This window comes from Bacillus sp. CGMCC 1.16607 (assembly GCF_042683745.1).
Classification (GTDB): domain Bacteria; phylum Bacillota; class Bacilli; order Bacillales; family Cytobacillaceae; genus Pseudoneobacillus.
Window position 1 is genome coordinate 439,216 of record NZ_JBHUJX010000025.1, and the last position, 20,235, is coordinate 459,450.

The window sequence follows — 20,235 nt, forward strand, 5'->3', positions numbered from 1 at the left end:
TTCTAGTAATAAAATTCTAATTATTAATACTATTTTAGTATAAAACCAATTAAAATCATAGAAATAATAACAAAGAGTGACTACCAATCAAAGTAGTCACTCTCATAATTATTAATAAACGGAAGTTGTTTCTTTTGAAGTGTTTTCTAAAATTTCCTTCACTCGTTGTAAGAAACGTCCGCAAACCAATCCATCTAATACGCGATGATCTAGAGACAGACATAGATTAACCATATCTCTAACAGCGATCATTCCATTATTCATAACAACTGGACGCTTCACAATGGACTCCACCTGCAGAATAGCAGCTTGAGGGTAGTTGATGATACCCATTGATTGGACTGAACCGAAAGATCCAGTATTATTCACTGTAAATGTTCCACCTTGCATTTCATCTGATTTTAATTGACCTTTACGTACTTTCCCAGCTAACTCAGTGATTTCACGAGCGATACCTTTAATCGTTTTTTCATCAGCATGCTTAATGACTGGTACGAACAATGCATCTTCTGTTGCTACAGCAATATTAATATTGATGTCTTTCTTTTGAATAATTTTATCGCCAGCCCACATTGAATTAATTTGTGGGAATTCCTTCAATGCTTGAGCTACAGCTTTTACAAAGAAAGCAAAGAAAGTAACATTAAAGCCTTCTTTTTTCTTAAATTCATCTTTGATGGAATTACGGTATTCCACTAAGTTTGTTACGTCCACTTCCATCATTGTCCAAGCGTGTGGTGCCTCGTGCTTGCTGCGAAGCATATTTGTCGCAATAGCTTTACGAACACCTGTAACTGGGATTTCAATATCCCCAGGAAGAGTAGGAACACTCACTGGTGCAGGTGCTGCTTTTGGTGCGACTGGTGCTGCAGGTGTAACGGATGTTGTTGCAGCTACAGATTCAACTGTAGGTTGAACTGATGCTGGGGCAGTACTTGCCTGTGGAATATTTCCTGATTCGATAATAGCAAGTAAATCTTTACGAGTAATCCGTCCGCCTGCACCCGTTCCCTTCACCTGTGTTAAATCAATTCCATTTTCTTGGGATAGCTTTAGTACAGCAGGTGAATATCGAGCTTTATTAGGAGCATCTGCTTCAATCATAGAGTTGCTTGGTGTAGTTTGAGCTTCACTAGTTGGTGCAGAGCTTGCAGGAGCCTGCTCACTTCCGCCACCTTCTACCTCAATTGTACAAATAATTTCTCCAACTGCTAAAGTATCTCCGTCATTTGCAATTAATTCCTTGATTATTCCCGAAAAAGAAGATGGAATTTCTGCATTAACTTTATCTGTCATCACTTCTGCAAGTGGATCATATTTATTTACTTTATCACCGACAGCTACAAGCCATTTACTAATTGTACCTTCTGTGACACTCTCCCCTAATTGGGGCATTTTAATTTGTTCGATAGCCAAGTGGTTAACCCCCTTAATTTAAAAGCGGAAGCGCCTTGCTCAGCCCCGACAAGCAAAAGACGAGCCCTAAAAGAAGGCGTTTTTTGCCTTCATTTAGGGATTGGCTTTTGACCTCGAGAGGCTAGGCGCTGCAGCTAGATAGTTAGAACTAAAATTCAGCCAGTTCACGCATCGCTTTTTCGACTTTATCTGGATTAATCATAAAATATTTTTCCATCGTCGGAGCATATGGCATTGCAGGTACATCCGGTCCAGCTAGACGTTTAATCGGTGCGTCTAACTCAAATAAACAATTCTCTGCAATAATAGCCGATACTTCACTCATAATACTGCCCTCTAAATTATCTTCCGTTACTAAAAGGACTTTGCCTGTTTTGGATGCTGCTTCAATAATCGCTTCTTTATCTAACGGATAAACCGTACGTAAATCAAGAATATGTGCAGAAATACCGTCTTTCGCTAATTTTTCAGCTGCTTGCAGAGCGAAATGTACACTTAATCCGTATGTAATTACGGTAATATCTTCACCTTCACGTTTCACATCAGCTTTACCGATCGGTAGAACATAATCTGTTTCAGGTACTTCGCCTTTGATTAAGCGATACGCTCTTTTATGTTCAAAAAATAACACAGGATCTTCATCACGAATAGCCGCTTTCAATAAGCCTTTTACATCATAAGGAGTTGAAGGCATAACTATTTTTAAACCAGGAGTGCTTGCAAACATTGATTCAACGGACTGTGAATGATATAGTGCACCGTGAACACCACCACCGTATGGTGCGCGGATAACCATCGGACAACTCCAATCATTATTCGAACGATAACGAATTTTTGCTGCTTCCGAAACAATTTGGTTAACTGCAGGCATGATGAAATCAGCAAATTGCATTTCAGCAATTGGACGCATTCCATACATAGCTGCACCGATACCGACCCCAGCAATTGCTGACTCCGCTAGAGGTGTATCAAGAACACGATATTCACCGAATTGATCGTATAACCCACGGGTAGCTCCAAAAACTCCACCCTTTCTACCAACGTCTTCACCGAGAACAAATACTCTCGGATCTCTTTCCATTTCTTCACGAATTGCCATTGTTACCGCATCGATATATGAAATTACCGCCATGTTTGTTCCCCCCTACTATTCCGCGTATACATACTTCATTGCATGTTCTGGATCTGCATATGGAGCATTTTCCGCATAATCGGTTGCTTCGTTAACTAACTTCATCACTCGATCATTCATTTCTTTTTCGAGATCTTCTGTTAAAACTCCTACACCCTTCAAGTAAGCAGCAAAAGTAATAATTGGATCCTTTGCTTTTGCTTCTGCTACTTCCTCTTGTTCACGATATACTTTATCATCATCATCAGAAGAATGGGCAGTTAATCGATAGGAAATAGTCTCAACTAATGTAGGCCCTTCACCACGTCGACCACGATCTGCTGCTTCTTTCACTACTTTATACACTTCTAATGGATCGTTTCCATCTACTGTAAACCCTGGCATACCGTATCCAATAGCACGATCAGATACGTTCTCACAACCTAATTGCTTTTCAATAGGTACAGAAATGGCATACTTATTATTTTCACACATAAAGATCACTGGAAGTTTATGTACTCCTGCAAAGTTAGCTCCTTCGTGAAAATCTCCTTGGTTAGAAGAACCTTCACCAAATGTTACAAAGGTAACTAAATCTTTTTCTTCCAATTTACCTGCTAATGCAATTCCAACAGCATGTGGAACTTGCGTTGTAACGGGAGATGAACCTGTTACAATTTTGTTTTTCTTTTGGCCAAAGTGGCCTGGCATTTGTCGTCCACCAGAGTTTGGATCCTCTGCCTTAGCAAAGCCTGAAAGCATTAAATCTCTAGCGGTCATTCCAAAAGTTAAAACAACACCCATATCACGGTAGTATGGAAGAACATAATCTTTTTCACGATCAAGTGCAAATGCAGCACCAACTTGTGCAGCTTCTTGCCCTTGACAAGAAATGACAAAAGGAATTTTTCCTGCACGGTTTAATAACCACATACGCTCGTCAATTCGACGTGCTAATAACATGGTTTCAAACATTTCTAATACTTTTTCATCACTTAAGCCTAATGCTTGATGACGATTCTCTGCCATTTTTTTTACCTCCTATTTATAAACATGTACTGAAATTTCTTTTACCCGTGGATCGCTTTCCCATCAACCGCTAAAGCTGCTTCGCCAATAGCTTCTGACAATGTTGGATGTGGATGAATCGTTTGACCGATTTCCCAAGGTGTTGCGTCTAGGACCATTGCAAGACCCGCTTCTGAGATCATATCCGTTACATGCGGACCAATCATATGAACACCTAATAAATCATTTGTTTCTTCATCAGCAATAATCTTGACGAAACCATCACTTTCACCAAAAACAAGCGCTTTTCCAATGGCACGGAATGAAAACTTTCCTACTTTCACTTTATGACCTTTTTCTTTTGCTTGTACTTCGGTTAATCCTACGCCAGCTACTTCAGGTGTACTATAAATACACTTTGAAACAAGGTTATAATCGATAGGATGTGGATTTTCCCCAGCGATATGTTCAACAGCTACAATTCCTTCATGGGAAGCAACATGTGCTAGTTGTAAACCACCAATCACGTCGCCAATCGCATAAATATGTGATTCCTTTGTTTGGAAAAATTCGTTTGTTACAATTGCGCCACGATCAATTTGAATTTCTGTGTTCTCAAGGCCGATTCCCTCAATATTGGCTTGACGACCAACTGAAACTAAAATCTTTTCAGCTGCGAATTCTTTGTTCTCGCCTTTAATTTCAGCAGAAATCTTTACTTCAGTGTCTTTAACTAAAGTTTCTGGCAGAACCTTTGCACCTGTAACAATTTTCACGCCTTTTTTCTTCATTAATCTTTGCATTTCTTTTGAAATTTCATCATCTTCTGTAGGAATAATGCGGTTCGCATATTCAATAACGGTTACTTCTACTCCAAAATCTGAAAGCATGGATGCCCATTCGATTCCAATGACACCGCCACCAACAATAATCATTGATTTCGGTAATTCTTCCATCTTTAAAGCTTCGTCAGAAGTTAATATTTGCTGGCCATCTATTTCCAATCCTGGAAGTGTTCTTGGTCGAGATCCCGTGGAAATAATTACATTTTTCGGAATTAACATTTCATTTTCAGAGCCATCATTCATCTCAACAGAAATTGTTCCTGGCATTGGAGAAAAGATGGATGGTCCCAAGATTCTTCCTAAACCTTCAAATACATCAATCTTTCCTTTTTTCATTAAATGTTGAACGCCTTTATGTAATTGATCAACGATTTTATTTTTTCTTTCCTGTACCTTAGAAAAATTAACCGATACTTCGCTAGTTATGACACCATAATCTTCACTATGTTTTGTCTGTGCATAAACTTCAGCACTTCTTAATAAAGCTTTACTGGGGATACAGCCATTATGAAGGCATGTTCCACCAAGGTTTGCCTTTTCTACTACTGCTGTTTTTAATCCTAGCTGCGCGGCTCTAATCGCTGCAACATAACCACCTGTACCGCCACCTAGTATGACTAGATCATATTCACGTGCCATCCTAAACTTCTCCTCCTTATACTGAAGTTGTTTTCTTCATTTCACCAGGGTATTCTCTTTCCCGTTCTTCCCCTCTTAACACACGAAGAGCACCTTCGGCCAAAGCTTGAAGCTCATTTTCACCTGGGTGAACAATCACATCTGCTATCCAATTAATTCTTTCACTAATTTCATGAACAAAATCTTTTCCATAAGCTAAACCACCTGTAAGAATGATGGCATCAACTTTCCCTTTCAGAACAGCACTTGCAGCTCCAATTTCCTTTGCTACTTGATAAGCCATTGCTGAATAAACAAGGTTAGCTTTCTCGTCACCCCTTTGAATCATTTGCTCAACTTTCACCGCATCATTCGTGCCTAAATAACCGACTAATCCACCTTGACCAACTAGCTTCTTCATAATTTCTTCACGGTAATAATCTCCTGAGAAACAAAGCGAAACGAGATCCCCTGCCGGAACTGTACCCGCACGTTCCGGACTGAAAGGTCCATCTCCGTGAAGACCGTTGTTCACATCCACTACTCGCCCTTGTTTATGTACACCAACGGTAATACCACCACCCATATGAGTGACAATTAAATTCAGTTCTTCATACTTCTTGCCAAGTTGTTTTGCTACTCGTCTCGCCACCGCTTTTTGATTCAAAGCATGAAAGATACTTTTTCTTTCAATAAGTGAAAAGCCAGAAATTCGAGCAATCTCATCTAATTCATCTACCACAACTGGGTCGACAATATAAGATGGAATATTTAAACCTGAGGCAATTTCAAAAGCAATGATTCCTCCTAAATTTGAAGCATGCTGACCAGAATATCCTGCACGTAAATCTTCAAGCATCAAGTCATTGACTGAATAAGTACCACCTTCGATTGGTCGAAGTAGTCCTCCACGGCCACATACAGCACTTAATTTAGAAATATTCATTCCTTCATCATCCAAAGTTTCGAGAATCGTATTTTTCCGAAACTCGTATTGATCAATAATATTATCAAAGGAATTGATGATCTCGGAATCATGACGAATCGTTTTTTCTAAGATAGACATTTCATTATCGAAAACCCCAATTTTCGTAGATGTCGAACCCGGGTTGATAACGAGTATTCGATATTCTTTATCTAACAAAGTAGATTCCTCCATTGTAAGAAAAGCGCAAGCGCCTTGGTCAGCCCCGACAAGCAAATGCTTCGAAACCCATAAAGTCGTTCTTTGACTTTTTGGGTTTCGAACATTTGACCTCGAGGGGCTAGGCGCTGGAGCTAGACATTTTTGTAGTACAAAAAACTCTTTTTAAATTGTTAACAAAATGGGAATAAGGGGCTAGTCATGATAAACTTTCAGACCACGACCAGTCCCTCTTTCCTAATATGTTTATTACTTTCTACGGCTTAGGATATGATGACCGTTTTGTAAAAATTGACTACGAGAATTACGCATTTTTTCAATACGTTCTTCTGCCATACGATCAGCAGCTACATAAGTAGGTACTCCATCACGTTTTGCAATTTCGATAATTTTCTCGATACTATTGTAGATTTGTTCTACTTTCTTCATTGCACGTTCATGATTATATCCATATAACTCATCTGCCACGTTAATTACTCCACCTGCATTGATTACGTAATCTGGAGCGTAGATAATTCCCATTTCATGGATAATATCTCCATGACGAGTGTCTTTTAATTGATTGTTTGCAGAACCTGCAATAACCTTCGCTTTAAGTTGTGGAATTGTATCATCATTTACCGTTGCACCTAACGCACATGGAGCATAAATATCGCAATCTACACTATAAATTTCATTTGGATCAACCGCTTTTGCACCAAACTCTTCCACTGCACGTTGTACAGCTTCTTTATTAATGTCCGTTACAATAAGTTGTGCACCTTCTTCATGTAAATAACGGCATAAGGTATAAGCAACATTACCCACACCTTGAATAGCAATCACTTTTCCTTCAAGTGAATCTGTACCAAAAGCTTCTTTAGCAGCTGCCTTCATCCCAACATATACACCGTAAGCAGTTACAGGTGATGGATTTCCTGATGATCCAAATGCAGGTGAAATCCCTGTAACAAAATCGGTTTCTTCGTGAATAAGATCCATATCAGCTACAGTCGTACCTACATCTTCAGCTGTAATATATCGACCATTCAAGCCTTGAATATAACGTCCAAAAGCACGGAACATTTCTTCATTTTTATCTTTACGAGGATCACCGATAATAACTGTTTTACCCCCACCAAGGTTTAATCCTGCTGCCGCATTTTTGTAAGTCATCCCTTTTGCAAGGCGAAGAGCATCTTCAATAGCTGCCTCTTCTGATTCATATGTCCACATACGTGTACCACCAAGAGCAGGTCCTAATGTTGTATCATGAATAGCGATAATTGCTTTTAAACCTGAAGATTTATCCTGACAAAATACAACTTGCTCATAATCATACTTTTCTAAGTACTTGAAGATTTCCATTATTATTTCCTCCCCATTTTCAAAAAAAGTTAGTAATTATTCAAATTATTTTGCAGCAGAGCAGATTGCTAACGCTAGAGAATATAATTTACTCTCAGCTGTATCTGCTCTGGAGGTTAATACAATTGGAGCTTTAGCACCCGCAATTACTGCCCCAACCTTCGCATTAGCAAAGTAAATAAGGGATTTATACAAGGAATTTCCAACCTCTATAGTAGGAACAAGTAGTATATCAGCTCTTCCGGCTACTTTACTTGTGATTCCTTTATGTTCTGCAGCGAATTGGGAAATAGCATTATCTAAACCAAGAGGTCCATCAACGATACAATCTTGAATTTGTCCCCTTTGATTCATTAAAGTAAGTGCCGCGGCATCTAATGTTGCCTGCATGGCAGGATTAACTACTTCAACAGCTGCAATTGCTGCAACTTTAGGTTTTTCAACCCCGATTTTTCTCGCAATGGTTACTGCATTTTTTGTTATTTGAGCTTTTTGTTCCAAATCTGGTGCAATGTTCATTGCAGCATCCGTAATAATGATAAATTGGTCAAAGCCCTCTACTGCAAATACAGCTACATGCGAGAGAACATTCCCAGTTCTTAAACCATATTCTTTGTTCAATACTGCTTTTAGTATATTAGCAGTTGGGATATTCCCTTTCATTAATACAGTTGCTTCATTAAGTTTAACCGCTTTAACGGCATTTTCCGCTGCTAATTGTTTGGAATTTGTATGAATAATTTTCACAGCAGGATTTGACAGTAAATCACTGTTTTTTTCATTAATTAATTGTACAATTTTTTCTTTGTCTCCAAATAAGAGAAAACTTCCAAGATTATGTTTGATTGCCTCTGAAACAGCTTCAATGACTTCTTCATCCTCAGCGGCAGCTACTGCAACAGTTTGATTCTCCATTTGGGTTGCCTTGTTGATTAATACATCCAGTTTCATAAGTTGAATCCAACCCTTTCTATTGCTGTAAACATATACAATTTGTATATTGCAAGAACCGTGCCAACTTTAACACTTATGAAAACGCTTCATTTTTCGATAAAAAAAGTATTTGAGTGTGCATTTTTTTGCACTATATGAAATTTATTGCATGCCATTGTTTGCAATTTGATATTTTTCGAGCTTATAGTATAAATTTCTCAATGATAATCCTAGTGCTTTTGCTGTTAAGGTTTTATTTCCATTGTATCTGATTAAAGATTGTGAAATAACTTTAGATTCGTAATGATCAAGCATTTCTGACAAAGACTGATCCATATCAAAAATTTGAGGATCTTGTTGATCATTTTTTTTCAAAGTATATTTATTTTTTAATTCAGGTAGGTGATGAATATCGATCATCGTTTCATAATAATGCATAAAAATGATGGCTCTACCCAAAATATTTTCTAACTCTCGAACATTCCCCGGCCATTCGTATAACATAAGTTGATTTAAGGCCGCATCCGTTACCCCTTCGACATTTCTACCGTAATCACGATTAATTTTATGTAGTAATCGTTCACAAAGATCAGGAATCTCCTGTAGCCTCTTTCGTAAAGGGGGAATTTGAATAGGCATACGATTAAGACGATAATATAAGTCTTCCCTAAACGTCTTATTTGCCATTCCTTTTTCTAAATTTACATTCGTCGCTGCGATAACTCTAACATTAATTGGCGTTGGCTTCGTCCCTCCAACACGAATTATTTCTTGCTCTTGCAGAACTCGAAGTAATTTCGCCTGTGTGCCTGCTGATAGTTCCCCAATTTCATCGAGAAAAATACTGCCATTATTAGCTTCTTCAAAAAGACCTCTTTTCCCACCACGTTTTGCTCCAGAAAATGCCCCTTCGTCATAACCAAATAATTCACTTTCTAATAAGGTCTCTGAAATAGCCGCACAATTAACTCGAATAAACTTATTAAACTTCCGATCACTAGCATTATGTATAGCATGCGCAAACAATTCTTTTCCTGTACCGGACTCTCCTCTTAGCAATACAGTTGCAGGAGTTTTTGCTCCTAGCTTCGCTTGTTCAATGGCAATTTTCATTTCCTCGGAAGTGCCAATGATATCTTCAAATGAATATTTCGCTTCAAGGGTTCGAATGATTTGCCTTGCTCGATTCAATTCACGATTTAAACTTTGAATTTCTGACATATCATGAACGACTCCAACACTACCTTTGAGTTTACCATCAACAATAATCGGAGCTACATTGACAACAACTTCTTTCTTATTCGGGCCAACTCTCATCGCTACACCCCGAACCGGTCTTCTCGTTTGAAGAACCTTCATATGCATACTTTCACCTTCGGAAATATCAGCTGTTGCTGGTTTCCCAATCACTTCCTCTTCCTTTAAACCTGTTAACCTGGAATAGGCTCGGTTAATTAATATCCCACGTCCTGAATCATCTACTACTGATATTGCGTCATCACTTGATTGAATAATGGCTTGAAGCATCGTTTCAATTTCTTTTAAATTCGTAACCTCTTCCGCTAAATTGACAACTTCTGTAATATCTTTAAAAACGGCAAAGGCACCAAATAATTTCCCATTTTCATCGACCATCGGAATTCTGGTTGTAATAATTTTCAAACCATTTGATAAAATTTGCTCTTGGTTGGCTTCGATACGTCTCGATTCTAATATTCTTGGCAATCTACTATTTGGAATAATATCTAGGACATGTTTTCCAATCGCATTTTCACTTTGAATTTCAACCATTTTCTCTGCGCTACGATTAAAGAAAATAATTTCTCCCGTAACATTAATAACAATCATTCCATCATCAGTAGAATTAAAAATTAAATCTTGCTTATACGTTTCATTTTGCAATGTTTCAATTAGCTCTTCTTTTTCTTCCATTAATTTAGAAATTAAAAAAGCAACGCTACCTGGAATAAGAACGGTATTTTTACTCCTTGCATCTCTTAGTTCTTTAAATACGTCTTCATTTCCAGTAACCTCAATAATGATATCAATATCATCCGACAAAAATGGTCTCCAATCATTTCCAGTCTGAATCCCTTCTTGTTTAGCCAATTGTAATCCAGGAGCCGTCTGATTATGATCAATAACAACTTGCACATCCAAAACAGCTGTTTCTTTTAAAATTTTTAGAATCGAAGAACCGCCTTTTCCAGCTCCTACAATCATCACTTTTTGCATATCATCATCCTCAATTGAAAAAAATTTCTAAACTTTCACAAAACAATGTGAAAAATTTTTCAATATAATTATTTTACATGCAAACAGAGTTCTTGACAATTTTCTGCCTTGGTTTATCATTTTAATATTGACTCAAGTTAGGATGATTTAGATGACAAGAATTATTGCTTTAATCATTTTACTTATCCCAGGTTTCTTTGCAGCTGTCGGGATTAAATTAATGAGAGATATGCTTTTTGGAATTCTTCACTCCCCCTTTCCTTATTTATCTTTGCAGTTTATCGGCGGTCTCATTCTCTTTCTTGTTGGTTTAGGTTTTGTTGCCGGATTTATCTTACACCGTGATAAAAAGAGAAATAAGGTTCAAGCACGTTTTCAAAATAAAAAGAGACCATAGTTTATTTAACGGGTTGGGTTCCGGATTTCACAACCCGATTAGTATCATATTTTGTAAAGTTTTCAACATAATGGTAGCAATAAAAAAAGCAATGGAATTCATTTCCATTGCTTTTTCTTTCGAATTTCGCCATTTTTCATAATACGTCTAAAATCTATTTTACCACTTGAATACGCTCATCAATTTGTAGATTGTCGAAATCTCATATAAATGATGCTAGAAAAAAAATAATACTAATCCAAACACAAAGAGGGGAATAGAAGGCTGTATCTTGTTTTGCAAATCTAGTATGTTTAATTTTCTTAAAAAAACCTACATATTTTCCTTCACCGATAGCACGTATCAAGAAAACAATTCCTCCAGCCATACAAAGCCATTTTGAAAGAGAGGAGGATTTAATAACTGTGAACAAATCTATTTGAATTAATAAAAGTACAGATGCAAAAAAGCAAAGTAATCCGATAAAAAGTGTACCTAACATTCTTGGTCGTAATACTGGTAATGTACTGTCATCTTTAGTTGGAAGAACCGAATTTACTCCCCAACTTCCCCCAAATGCCCAAAAAACGTGTAATATACCAATAATTATAAATATTAGTGACGTTATCCCTATTAAAATCTTTATCAATTTAGCACTCCTTCTGTATGTTATCGTCCTCCGAATCTAAATTGCTAATCGATTTGTTTTATTCATCGAAACTCTAATAGATTACCAAATAAATGAAGCCCAAATCATATAAGAGTTGGGCTTCAAATTGATTTATTATTTTACTTTTGCTACTTCAAAACCAAACTCATTATCGTTTATTTACGGTATCTTTTTAATATTATTAAAAACTTGGATCGCTTTTACTGGATCATCGGTAATGAAGGCGCTACAGCCGATTTCAATGAGTCGGCGCATATCTTCTTCTTTATTAACGGTATAAGGTCTGACTGCAACACCATTTTCCATTGCACTTAAAATAATTTCATTTGGAGCTGCAACTAATTTGGGGTGAATCCCCTTCGCTTTAATTGAATTTGCATATACCCAAGGCATGAATAATCCTTCAGAATATAATGGTGCTGTTTCAATCTCCGGTGCAAGTCGATAACAATAAACTATACTATAATGATTAAATGAGGATAAAATAATTCGGTCTTCCAAATTATAGTACCTTATTAAGGAAATAACCTTTTCTTCCATCCCTGTATAAGGGAATATCCCATTTTTCAATTCAATATTACAAATTAGTGAATTTGAAGTCATCCATTCTAATAATTCCTTTAAGGATGGAATTGGTTCTTTTTTTAACCACTTTTTATTTTTGTAACTCGCATCTAATTTTCTTATTTCTTTATAAGTAATATCTTTAACGAATCCACTGCCGTTTGTTGTTCGATCTACTTTTTCATCGTGTATAACGACAACTTCACCATCTTTTGTAAGTTGTACATCGATTTCTAATCCGCAAGCGCCGACTTTTTCCGCTTCTATAAACGCCTTCATCGTATTTTCCGGAAAAGCAGCTGAATATCCTCGATGGGCAAAAATCTTTGTCATCCAAAAATACTCTCCTATCAGCAAAGATTGTCAATAAACTTAATTGTCTAATTCTAGTTTATGAAGCCTTATGCTCAAGACGAAGTTTGTCTGCAACCATTGCGATGAATTCTGAATTCGTAGGTTTTGCTTTTGACATACTGACGGTGTATCCGAAGAGAGAGGAAATTGAATCAATGTTCCCACGACTCCATGCTACTTCAATGGCATGACGTATCGCACGTTCTACACGGCTTGCGGTAGTATTATATTTTTTTGCAATATCAGGGTATAAAACCTTTGTAATAGAACCAAGTAATTCAATATCATTATAAACCATAGAAATCGCTTCACGCAGATATAAATAACCTTTAATATGTGCTGGTACACCGATTTCATGGATAATGCTCGTAATGCTTGCATCTAAATTTTTTGGTTTCTGCTCTAAAGGCTGACGGAAACCCATATTCATTGGCTTTCTAGTGACCTGATTCGATTGCCCACTCACTTGACGAATAATGCTTGCTAAATTTTCCATGTCAAATGGTTTTAAAATAAAATAGGACGCTCCTAATTCTACTGCTTTTTTCGTCACATCTTCCTGTCCAAAAGCTGTAAGCATGATGACATTCGGTAGAGAATTCTTTTTTATATCACGAAGTCTATCTAAGACGGCTAATCCATCTAAGTGTGGCATGATAATATCTAAAACAAGAACGTCTGGATCAGTATGTTCAAGCATTGTTAGACATTCTTGACCATTGTGTGCGATTCCAACAACATCTAAATCTTCTTGGGATGAGAGATAATCCTCTAATAATCCCACTAACTCTCTATTATCATCAACAATACAAACTTTGATTTTTCTCAATGCAAATTTCCTCCTCAGATTCGAATGTTGCCAAAACAATTCTTCTTTATTTCTATTCTAAATGACAAATTCGACAATGCAACAGAAAATCCTCTTGTTTTTTAAAATTTTCTTAAAATTTACGGAAAACCTTATATTTCCTCTGTTTTTCTAGCTGTTTCGACTTATTTCGATAGTTGACAAAGTTTTTATAATGATTTTGTCGAAAAATCTTTATTTTATTTATATAATACCATAAAAAATAGGCGCAAAACGCCTATTTTTTTATGGTATTACATATTAACTTGCCTTTTTTCTTGATTTCTCATAAATATCAATTCCCGCTTCATTAAGCATCCATTCGATATGGACTCCATATCCACTCGTCGGATCGTTTACAAAAACATGGGTAACGGCTCCAATTAATTTTCCATCTTGAATAATCGGACTTCCACTCATCCCTTGAACGATTCCACCCGTTTTATCAAGTAAATTTTTATCGGTTACTTTTAAAACCATTCCTTTCGTTGCTGGAAACTTTTGTGGTATCGTACTCACAATTTCGATATCGAATAATTCGACTTTATCATTTTCTACAACTGTTAATATTTGAGCTGGTCCCTCTTTTACTTGATGAGATAATGCAATTGGCAGTGGTTTATCTAATACTCCATTGGAAATGTCTTTATTTAGTTCGCCAAATATTCCAAATGGGCTATTTCTATTTATATTACCAATGATCTCACGGTCAGAAGAAAAGCGAGCGAGTTTTTCACCTGGATCGCCATTACTTCCTTTTTCTATCGAGGTAACAGTTGATCGAACAATTTGTCCATCTTCTACCACTATGGGTTTTTTCGTATCCATATCCGAAATGACGTGACCTAATGCACCATATTTTTTAGACTTTGGATCATAAAAAGTCATTGTTCCAATCCCCGCAGCAGAATCACGTATATACAACCCAAGTTTATAAGTGGCTTCATTTTCATCTTTTAAAGGTTGAAGATTCGTTGTAAACTCACCGCTTTCACGGCTAATAACGACTTGCAATGGTTTACCATTTTCACCAGAATTTTGCACAAATGGTGCAACATCTGTCATCTTTTCTATGGTTTGGCCATTTATTTTGGTAATAATATCACCAACTTTAATTCCTGCTATTTCTCCAGGAGACTTTTTGCCATTACTTGTACTAACCTGATGATGACCAACAACTAACACGCCAACTGTATTAAGTTTTACACCAATGGATTGGCCACCAGGTATTACTTTAAAATCCTTTAAAACATGAACATCGACCTTTTTTATTGGGAAACCTGCTAATTCAAGAAGCATTTCATTGTTTCCTTGCTCTTTTCCGCTAATATTTATCGTTTCTTTTTCATCTCGTATGGAAACACTTGAATTATTATGATTTAACGAGATGGCAGCCGGAATAGCTTTGTTTAACTGTAAATTCTGACCTTCAAATACGGTAATACTTTTAGGAATATCTATATATTCTTGAAAAAACGAGGAAAAACCTAATGAAATTAATGAAACAAGGAGAATTCCACCCATTATTTTTCTTAAGCTTTCAATGAACAAATTTTTCACTCTCCTCGCTTCTAGTCCACAAACGTCTTATTGGCTACAATTATAATTTTGCCTTGTAAAGGCTCATTTATAACTGGAAGATAAAGAAAAGCAGAAAAGAGTATATTGGAAAAGAAAAAAACTACCGTTTAGACGATAGTTTCTTTTTGTTTCTTCATATGTTCAGCTAATAAAAGAAGTTCTTTTGCGTGTTCCTTCGTTAAATCAGTTATTTCGATTCCAGATATCATACGTCCGATTTCTTTTATCTTTTCTTCATTAGATAAAGTGTTAACTGAGGTTTTTGTTCTTCCTTCTGTCATATTTTTAGAAATATATAAATGAGTGTCCGCCATCGCCGCTACTTGTGGTAAATGGGAAATACATAATACTTGTGAGTCAACAGCTACTTGATAAATTTTTTCTGCTATTGCTTGTGCCACTCGACCACTTACACCTGTGTCAACCTCGTCAAAGATAATCGATGTTACTCCTTGATGCTTGGAAAAAATACTTTTCAATGCAAGCATCATTCGTGAAAGCTCACCACCTGAGGCTATTTTCACTAAAGGTTTTAACGGTTCACCTGGATTCGTTGAAATGTAGAACTCAGTCATATCCGACCCAGAAAGAGAGAAAGTGTCATCTGCCTTTTCTAATCGAATTTCAAAAATAGCTTTTTCCATATAGAGCTCTTTAAGTTCCTTGTGGATTAAAACAGTTAGCTTATCAGCCCACTTTTTTCTTAATTTACTTACAGTTTGCGATTCCTTTTGCAGTTCTTTTTTAAGCTCGACCATCTCTTTTTCTAATTGACCAATATGGGTTTCTTTATTTTGAATGGTTCCTATTTCTTCTTCGATTGTTGCAGCATATTCTAAGATTTCTTCAATCGTTTTTCCATATTTTCTTTTTAACTGATTTATCTCATTCCACCTTTCTTCTATTTGATTTAAACGGTTAGGATCATATTCCAATCCACTAATTTCATTTCTTAATGTCCGATTTGCATCTTCAAGGGAATAAAAGATATTGGATACTGTTTCAAATAATTCTTGATATTGGGAGTCTAAACTTGCAGCATCCTCCAAATGACCCATGACTGTTCCTATCCAATCAAGACCTTTTTGTTCCCCATTTAAAGCCGTATACGAAGATTGAATCGAACTAAATATTCTCTCGAAATTGTTTAGCTTTTTCTTTTCTTCAAATAATTCTGTATCCTCATTTAACTTTAAGTTTGCTTTTTGAATTTCTTCAAATTGAAATTGAATCAAATCTAGCCGATGAGCCATTTGCTGCTCATTTTCACTTAAACTCTTTAGCTTTTTTACTGTTTGCTCATATTTACGATAAACTAATTGATATTCTTTTAATGCAGGCTCAATTTCTTCCGCCCCAAATTGATCTAATAAAGAAAGATGTGATGATTCATTCATAAGTTCCTGATGCTCATGCTGACCATGAATATCAACTAAATGACCACCTAACTCTCTTAATACAGAAATCGTTACTAATTTACCATTTATTCGGCAAATACTTTTTCCAGTCTTGGAAATTTCTCTTCGAAGTACAACCATTCCATCCTCAATATCAATTCCAAATTCAGAAGCTTTATGTAAAATCGGGTGTTCTTTTTCATCGATTTGAAACAAACCTTCAATTTCTGCCTTCTCCTCACCATGGCGAACAAATTCAAATGATCCTCTTCCACCTACTAATAAATGAATAGCATCAATTATGATGGATTTTCCAGCACCGGTTTCTCCTGATAAAACAGTTAACCCTTTTTCAAAAGATATCGCTTGACGTTCAATAATCGCAAAGTTCTTTATTGATAATTCAACTAACAATCCATTCACTCCTTTTTAAAGCATCTCAAGGAAGCGGTTTGTTATGATATCAGTGTCTGCAGGTGTTCGACAAATAATCAGAATCGTATCATCACCACAAATAGTACCTAATATTTCTTCCCAAACAAGGTTATCAATTAAAGCACCTATAGCCATTGCGTTCCCTGGTAATGTCTTCATTACTAATAAATGCCCTGCCGAGTCAATTTTTACAAAGGCATCCATTAATGTCCGCTTTAATTTATGTAAAGGATTAAAACGTTGGTCAGCTGGCAAGCTATATTTATATCTTCCATCCATTAATGGGACCTTCACTAAATGAAGCTCTTTTATATCACGAGAAACCGTTGCCTGTGTAACGTTAAACCCTGCTTCTTTTAAAGCATCGACTAATTCATCCTGTGTCTCAATATCATTGTTAGTGATTATTTCCCTAATTTTTATATGACGTTGACCCTTATTCATACTTTCACCTCTAATTACAAACCATTAATATGTAATAATTTGTCTTATCTAATCATATGTTAGCCCATTTTATCGGGATTGTACATGTTTTTTGATACCAAAAGAAAGAAGAGGATAAGTGTGATCTTATTCCTCTTCCTTTTTCGTTTTCAGTTCATTATGTGCTGTTTTCACCACATCTTCTGGTGTAATAGTGAGAAGGGATTCCCCATTCTTATTCTCTTGATTTCCTGCCCATTTTAAGTGGATTAAAAACTCTATATTGCCGTCTCCTCCAGTTATCGGGGAAAATGACAATTCAACCACATCGTAACCTTCTTGAATAGAGTGACGAATGATTTTCTCAATAACCAACAGATGGACACTAGGATCACGAACGATTCCTTTTTTCCCCACTTGGTCCTTTCCAGCTTCAAACTGTGGTTTAATGAGCGCAACTACATCACTGTTCGGCATTAATAAATGTTTCAAAACAGGTAAAATTAATGTTAAGGAAATAAAAGAAACATCTATGGAGGCAAACTCTGGTAATCCCATAGTTAAATCAGCCGGTGTGACATAACGGAAGTTCGTTCGTTCCATCACAACTACACGCTCATCCTGTCTTAATTTCCACGCTAATTGATTGTAGCCTACATCTAATGCATAAGACATTAAGACACCATTTTGGAGAGCACAATCCGTAAAACCTCCTGTACTAGCTCCAATATCAATCATCTTCTTGCCTTTAATATCAAGATTAAATACTTCTAAAGCCTTTTCTAGCTTTAACCCTCCGCGGCTTACATAAGGTATTACATTCCCTTTTATTGTTAATGGAATGTCTGAAATGACCTTTTCACCCGGCTTATCTAATCTTTGTTCCTTTGAATATACAAGCCCAGCCATTACTGCTCTTTTTGCTTTTTCACGTGTTTCAATTAATCCTCTTTCTACTAGTAAAACATCGAGTCGCTCTTTCTTACGTTTCATATTTACGCCCTTTTTACTTTTAACAATGCAAGTTTTTTTATTTTTTTAACTGCTTCTTCAGTTGTTAAACCAATTTCCTCTAATAAGCAGTCCACATTTCCATGCTCGATAAATTGATCAGGAATTCCCATTCTTTCAATTTTTGCAGATGAGTAGCCATGGTCATGAGCATACTCCAAAACTGTACTTCCAAATCCACCTTGTAGAACAGCTTCTTCAATCGTTAAAATCGGGATATCTGATTTCATTATGTTAAAGAGCATTTTTTCATCTAATGGTTTGATAAACCTAGCATTTACAACTTTAACTTGAATACCTTCTTTTTCTAATTGTGCGGCAGCTTCTAATGCCATTGGAATGGTTGTTCCAAAGGTGAGGATAGCCACATCATCGCCTTCTTTCAATACCTCCCATGTACCAATCGGAATGGTTCGTAGGTTTTCATCCATAGGTACACCAATCCCATTCCCTCTTGGGAAACGCATTGCAATAGGACCTTGATCATACTGAATTGCTGTATACACCATATGCTGACCTTCATTTTCATCCTTTGGCATCATAAGAACGAGATTAGGAATATGGCGTAAAAAAGCAATATCAAAAACACCTTGATGAGTTTCACCGTCTGCTCCCACTAAACCTGCACGGTCGATACCAATGAATACATTTAAATTTTGGCGGCAAATATCATGAACAACTTGATCATAAGCTCTCTGTAAAAAAGTCGAATAAATAGCAAGAAATGGTTTCATACCTTGTGTTGCTAATCCTGCTGCTACAGTTGCTGCATGTTGTTCAGCGATCCCCACATCATACATTCGATCTGGAAATTCACTTGCAAACCCCTCTAATTTAGAACCAACAGGCATCGCAGGAGTGATAGCTACAATGCGATCATCCTTACGCGCAAGCTTACGAACCGTTTCACTTACTAGACTGCTCCAAGCAGGTGGAGTTGGCAAAGATGGTTTGACAAAATCGCCTGTTTCCATTTTATAAGGTCCTGTACCATGCCAAGTACCCTTTTTATCATTTTCAGCTGGATGATACCCTTTCCCCTTTTTCGTAATGACATGAAGAAGTACAGGTCCTTCCGTTTTTTTAGCATATTTAAAATTCTCAAATAGTTCTTCATAATTATGACCGTCAACAGGGCCTAGATAGGTAAATCCCAATTCTTCAAAAAACATACCTGACACAAATAAATACTTGAGACTATCCTTTACCCTTTCAGCTGTAGAGGCTAATTTGCCACCTACCGCTGGAATTTTCTTTAAGATAAATTCCAATTCATCTTTTACCCACTGGTATTTTCCAGCAGTACGAAGTCTTCCTAAAACAGAATGGAGAGCACCAACATTGGGAGCAATAGACATTTCATTATCATTTAATATGACTATCATATTTTTCTTTTCATGTCCGATATGGTTTAATGCTTCCAAGGCCATACCACCCGTTAAAGCACCATCACCAATAATTGGGATAATATAAGATGATTCATTCTTAAGGTCGCGGGCAATTGCCATTCCCATTGCAGCAGATAAAGAAGTGGAACTATGCCCTGTTTCCCAAACATCATGTTCACTTTCGATCATTTTCGGAAAGCCGCACAGTCCTTTAAATTGTCTTAGCGTATCAAATTGGCTTGCTCTTCCAGTTAAAATTTTATGTACATAGGACTGATGTCCGACATCCCATATTAGTTTATCTTTTGGACTTTCAAAGCAAGTATGCAGTGCAATTGTTAATTCAACGACCCCTAAATTTGGTCCAATATGCCCCCCTGTTGTGGAAAGCTTCTCAATAAGAAACTGGCGGATCTCCTGGCTTAATGATTCTAATTCTGGGATGGTCATTCCTTTTAAGAAAGAAGGGTCTTTTATTTTCAAAAGATCCATAATAGGATCACTCACTTTCGTATCTTATTATTCCTATGTT

Annotated in this window: 17 protein-coding genes; 1 reads left to right on the forward strand and 16 read right to left on the reverse strand. The window is 36.6% G+C overall.

Annotated elements, in window-relative coordinates:
- Positions 1-111: 111 nt before the first annotated feature.
- From ACFSO7_RS18675 to ACFSO7_RS18710, 8 genes are all read right to left on the reverse strand, one after another.
- Positions 112-1,416 (reverse strand): dihydrolipoamide acetyltransferase family protein, encoded by a 1,305-nt coding sequence (locus ACFSO7_RS18675; RefSeq protein ID WP_377878882.1) that lies wholly within the window; start codon positions 1,414-1,416, stop codon positions 112-114.
- A 148-nt stretch (positions 1,417-1,564) separates the two neighbouring features.
- Positions 1,565-2,548: an alpha-ketoacid dehydrogenase subunit beta gene (locus ACFSO7_RS18680; protein WP_377878883.1), complete on the reverse strand. Its 984-nt coding sequence runs from the start codon at positions 2,546-2,548 to the stop codon at positions 1,565-1,567.
- Positions 2,549-2,563: 15 nt separating this feature from the next.
- Positions 2,564-3,556 carry a thiamine pyrophosphate-dependent dehydrogenase E1 component subunit alpha gene (locus ACFSO7_RS18685; protein ID WP_377878885.1) on the reverse strand — a complete coding sequence of 331 codons (993 nt, stop codon included), beginning with the start codon at positions 3,554-3,556 and terminating at the stop codon, positions 2,564-2,566.
- A 41-nt stretch (positions 3,557-3,597) separates the two neighbouring features.
- Positions 3,598-5,019: a dihydrolipoyl dehydrogenase gene (gene lpdA / locus ACFSO7_RS18690; protein ID WP_377878886.1), complete on the reverse strand. Its 1,422-nt coding sequence runs from the start codon at positions 5,017-5,019 to the stop codon at positions 3,598-3,600.
- Between the two features lie 16 nt (positions 5,020-5,035).
- The gene (gene buk, locus ACFSO7_RS18695; protein WP_377879478.1) at positions 5,036-6,157 is read right to left on the reverse strand and encodes a butyrate kinase; all 1,122 of its coding nucleotides are present in this window, start codon (positions 6,155-6,157) and stop codon (positions 5,036-5,038) included.
- A gap of 234 nt (positions 6,158-6,391) precedes the next feature.
- On the reverse strand, positions 6,392-7,489 hold the full coding sequence (gene bcd / locus ACFSO7_RS18700) for a branched-chain amino acid dehydrogenase (RefSeq protein WP_377878887.1): 1,098 nt from the start codon (positions 7,487-7,489) through the stop codon (positions 6,392-6,394).
- A 45-nt stretch (positions 7,490-7,534) separates the two neighbouring features.
- Complete coding sequence (gene yqiS, locus ACFSO7_RS18705) at positions 7,535-8,440, reverse strand: phosphate butyryltransferase (protein WP_377878888.1); 906 nt, start codon at positions 8,438-8,440, stop codon at positions 7,535-7,537.
- A 144-nt stretch (positions 8,441-8,584) separates the two neighbouring features.
- Positions 8,585-10,657 carry a sigma 54-interacting transcriptional regulator gene (locus ACFSO7_RS18710; RefSeq protein ID WP_377878889.1) on the reverse strand — a complete coding sequence of 691 codons (2,073 nt, stop codon included), beginning with the start codon at positions 10,655-10,657 and terminating at the stop codon, positions 8,585-8,587.
- A gap of 151 nt (positions 10,658-10,808) precedes the next feature.
- On the opposite strand from ACFSO7_RS18710, the gene ACFSO7_RS18715 reads away from it, so the two are divergent.
- Positions 10,809-11,054 carry a DUF2627 domain-containing protein gene (locus ACFSO7_RS18715; RefSeq protein ID WP_377878890.1) on the forward strand — a complete coding sequence of 82 codons (246 nt, stop codon included), beginning with the start codon at positions 10,809-10,811 and terminating at the stop codon, positions 11,052-11,054.
- Between the two features lie 202 nt (positions 11,055-11,256).
- On the opposite strand, the gene ACFSO7_RS18720 is transcribed toward ACFSO7_RS18715, so the two are convergent.
- From ACFSO7_RS18720 to dxs, 8 genes are all read right to left on the reverse strand, one after another.
- On the reverse strand, positions 11,257-11,682 hold the full coding sequence (locus tag ACFSO7_RS18720) for a DUF3995 domain-containing protein (RefSeq protein WP_377878891.1): 426 nt from the start codon (positions 11,680-11,682) through the stop codon (positions 11,257-11,259).
- Positions 11,683-11,862: 180 nt separating this feature from the next.
- Positions 11,863-12,600, reverse strand: a complete 738-nt coding sequence (locus tag ACFSO7_RS18725; protein ID WP_377878892.1) for a glycerophosphodiester phosphodiesterase — start codon at positions 12,598-12,600, stop codon at positions 11,863-11,865.
- Positions 12,601-12,658: 58 nt separating this feature from the next.
- Positions 12,659-13,450, reverse strand: coding sequence for a sporulation transcription factor Spo0A (gene spo0A, locus ACFSO7_RS18730; RefSeq protein WP_377878893.1), 792 nt, complete (start codon positions 13,448-13,450; stop codon positions 12,659-12,661).
- Between the two features lie 279 nt (positions 13,451-13,729).
- A complete protein-coding gene (spoIVB, locus tag ACFSO7_RS18735; RefSeq protein WP_377879479.1) occupies positions 13,730-14,992 on the reverse strand; it encodes a SpoIVB peptidase in 1,263 nt (420 codons plus the stop codon).
- A 164-nt stretch (positions 14,993-15,156) separates the two neighbouring features.
- On the reverse strand, positions 15,157-16,860 hold the full coding sequence (gene recN / locus ACFSO7_RS18740; RefSeq protein WP_377878894.1) for a DNA repair protein RecN: 1,704 nt from the start codon (positions 16,858-16,860) through the stop codon (positions 15,157-15,159).
- Positions 16,861-16,875: 15 nt separating this feature from the next.
- Positions 16,876-17,325, reverse strand: coding sequence for a transcriptional regulator AhrC/ArgR (ahrC, locus tag ACFSO7_RS18745; RefSeq protein WP_377878895.1), 450 nt, complete (start codon positions 17,323-17,325; stop codon positions 16,876-16,878).
- Positions 17,326-17,451: 126 nt separating this feature from the next.
- On the reverse strand, positions 17,452-18,297 hold the full coding sequence (locus ACFSO7_RS18750) for a TlyA family RNA methyltransferase (protein WP_377878896.1): 846 nt from the start codon (positions 18,295-18,297) through the stop codon (positions 17,452-17,454).
- A 2-nt stretch (positions 18,298-18,299) separates the two neighbouring features.
- Complete coding sequence (gene dxs, locus ACFSO7_RS18755) at positions 18,300-20,195, reverse strand: 1-deoxy-D-xylulose-5-phosphate synthase (protein WP_377878897.1); 1,896 nt, start codon at positions 20,193-20,195, stop codon at positions 18,300-18,302.
- Between the last annotated feature and the right edge of the window lie 40 nt (positions 20,196-20,235).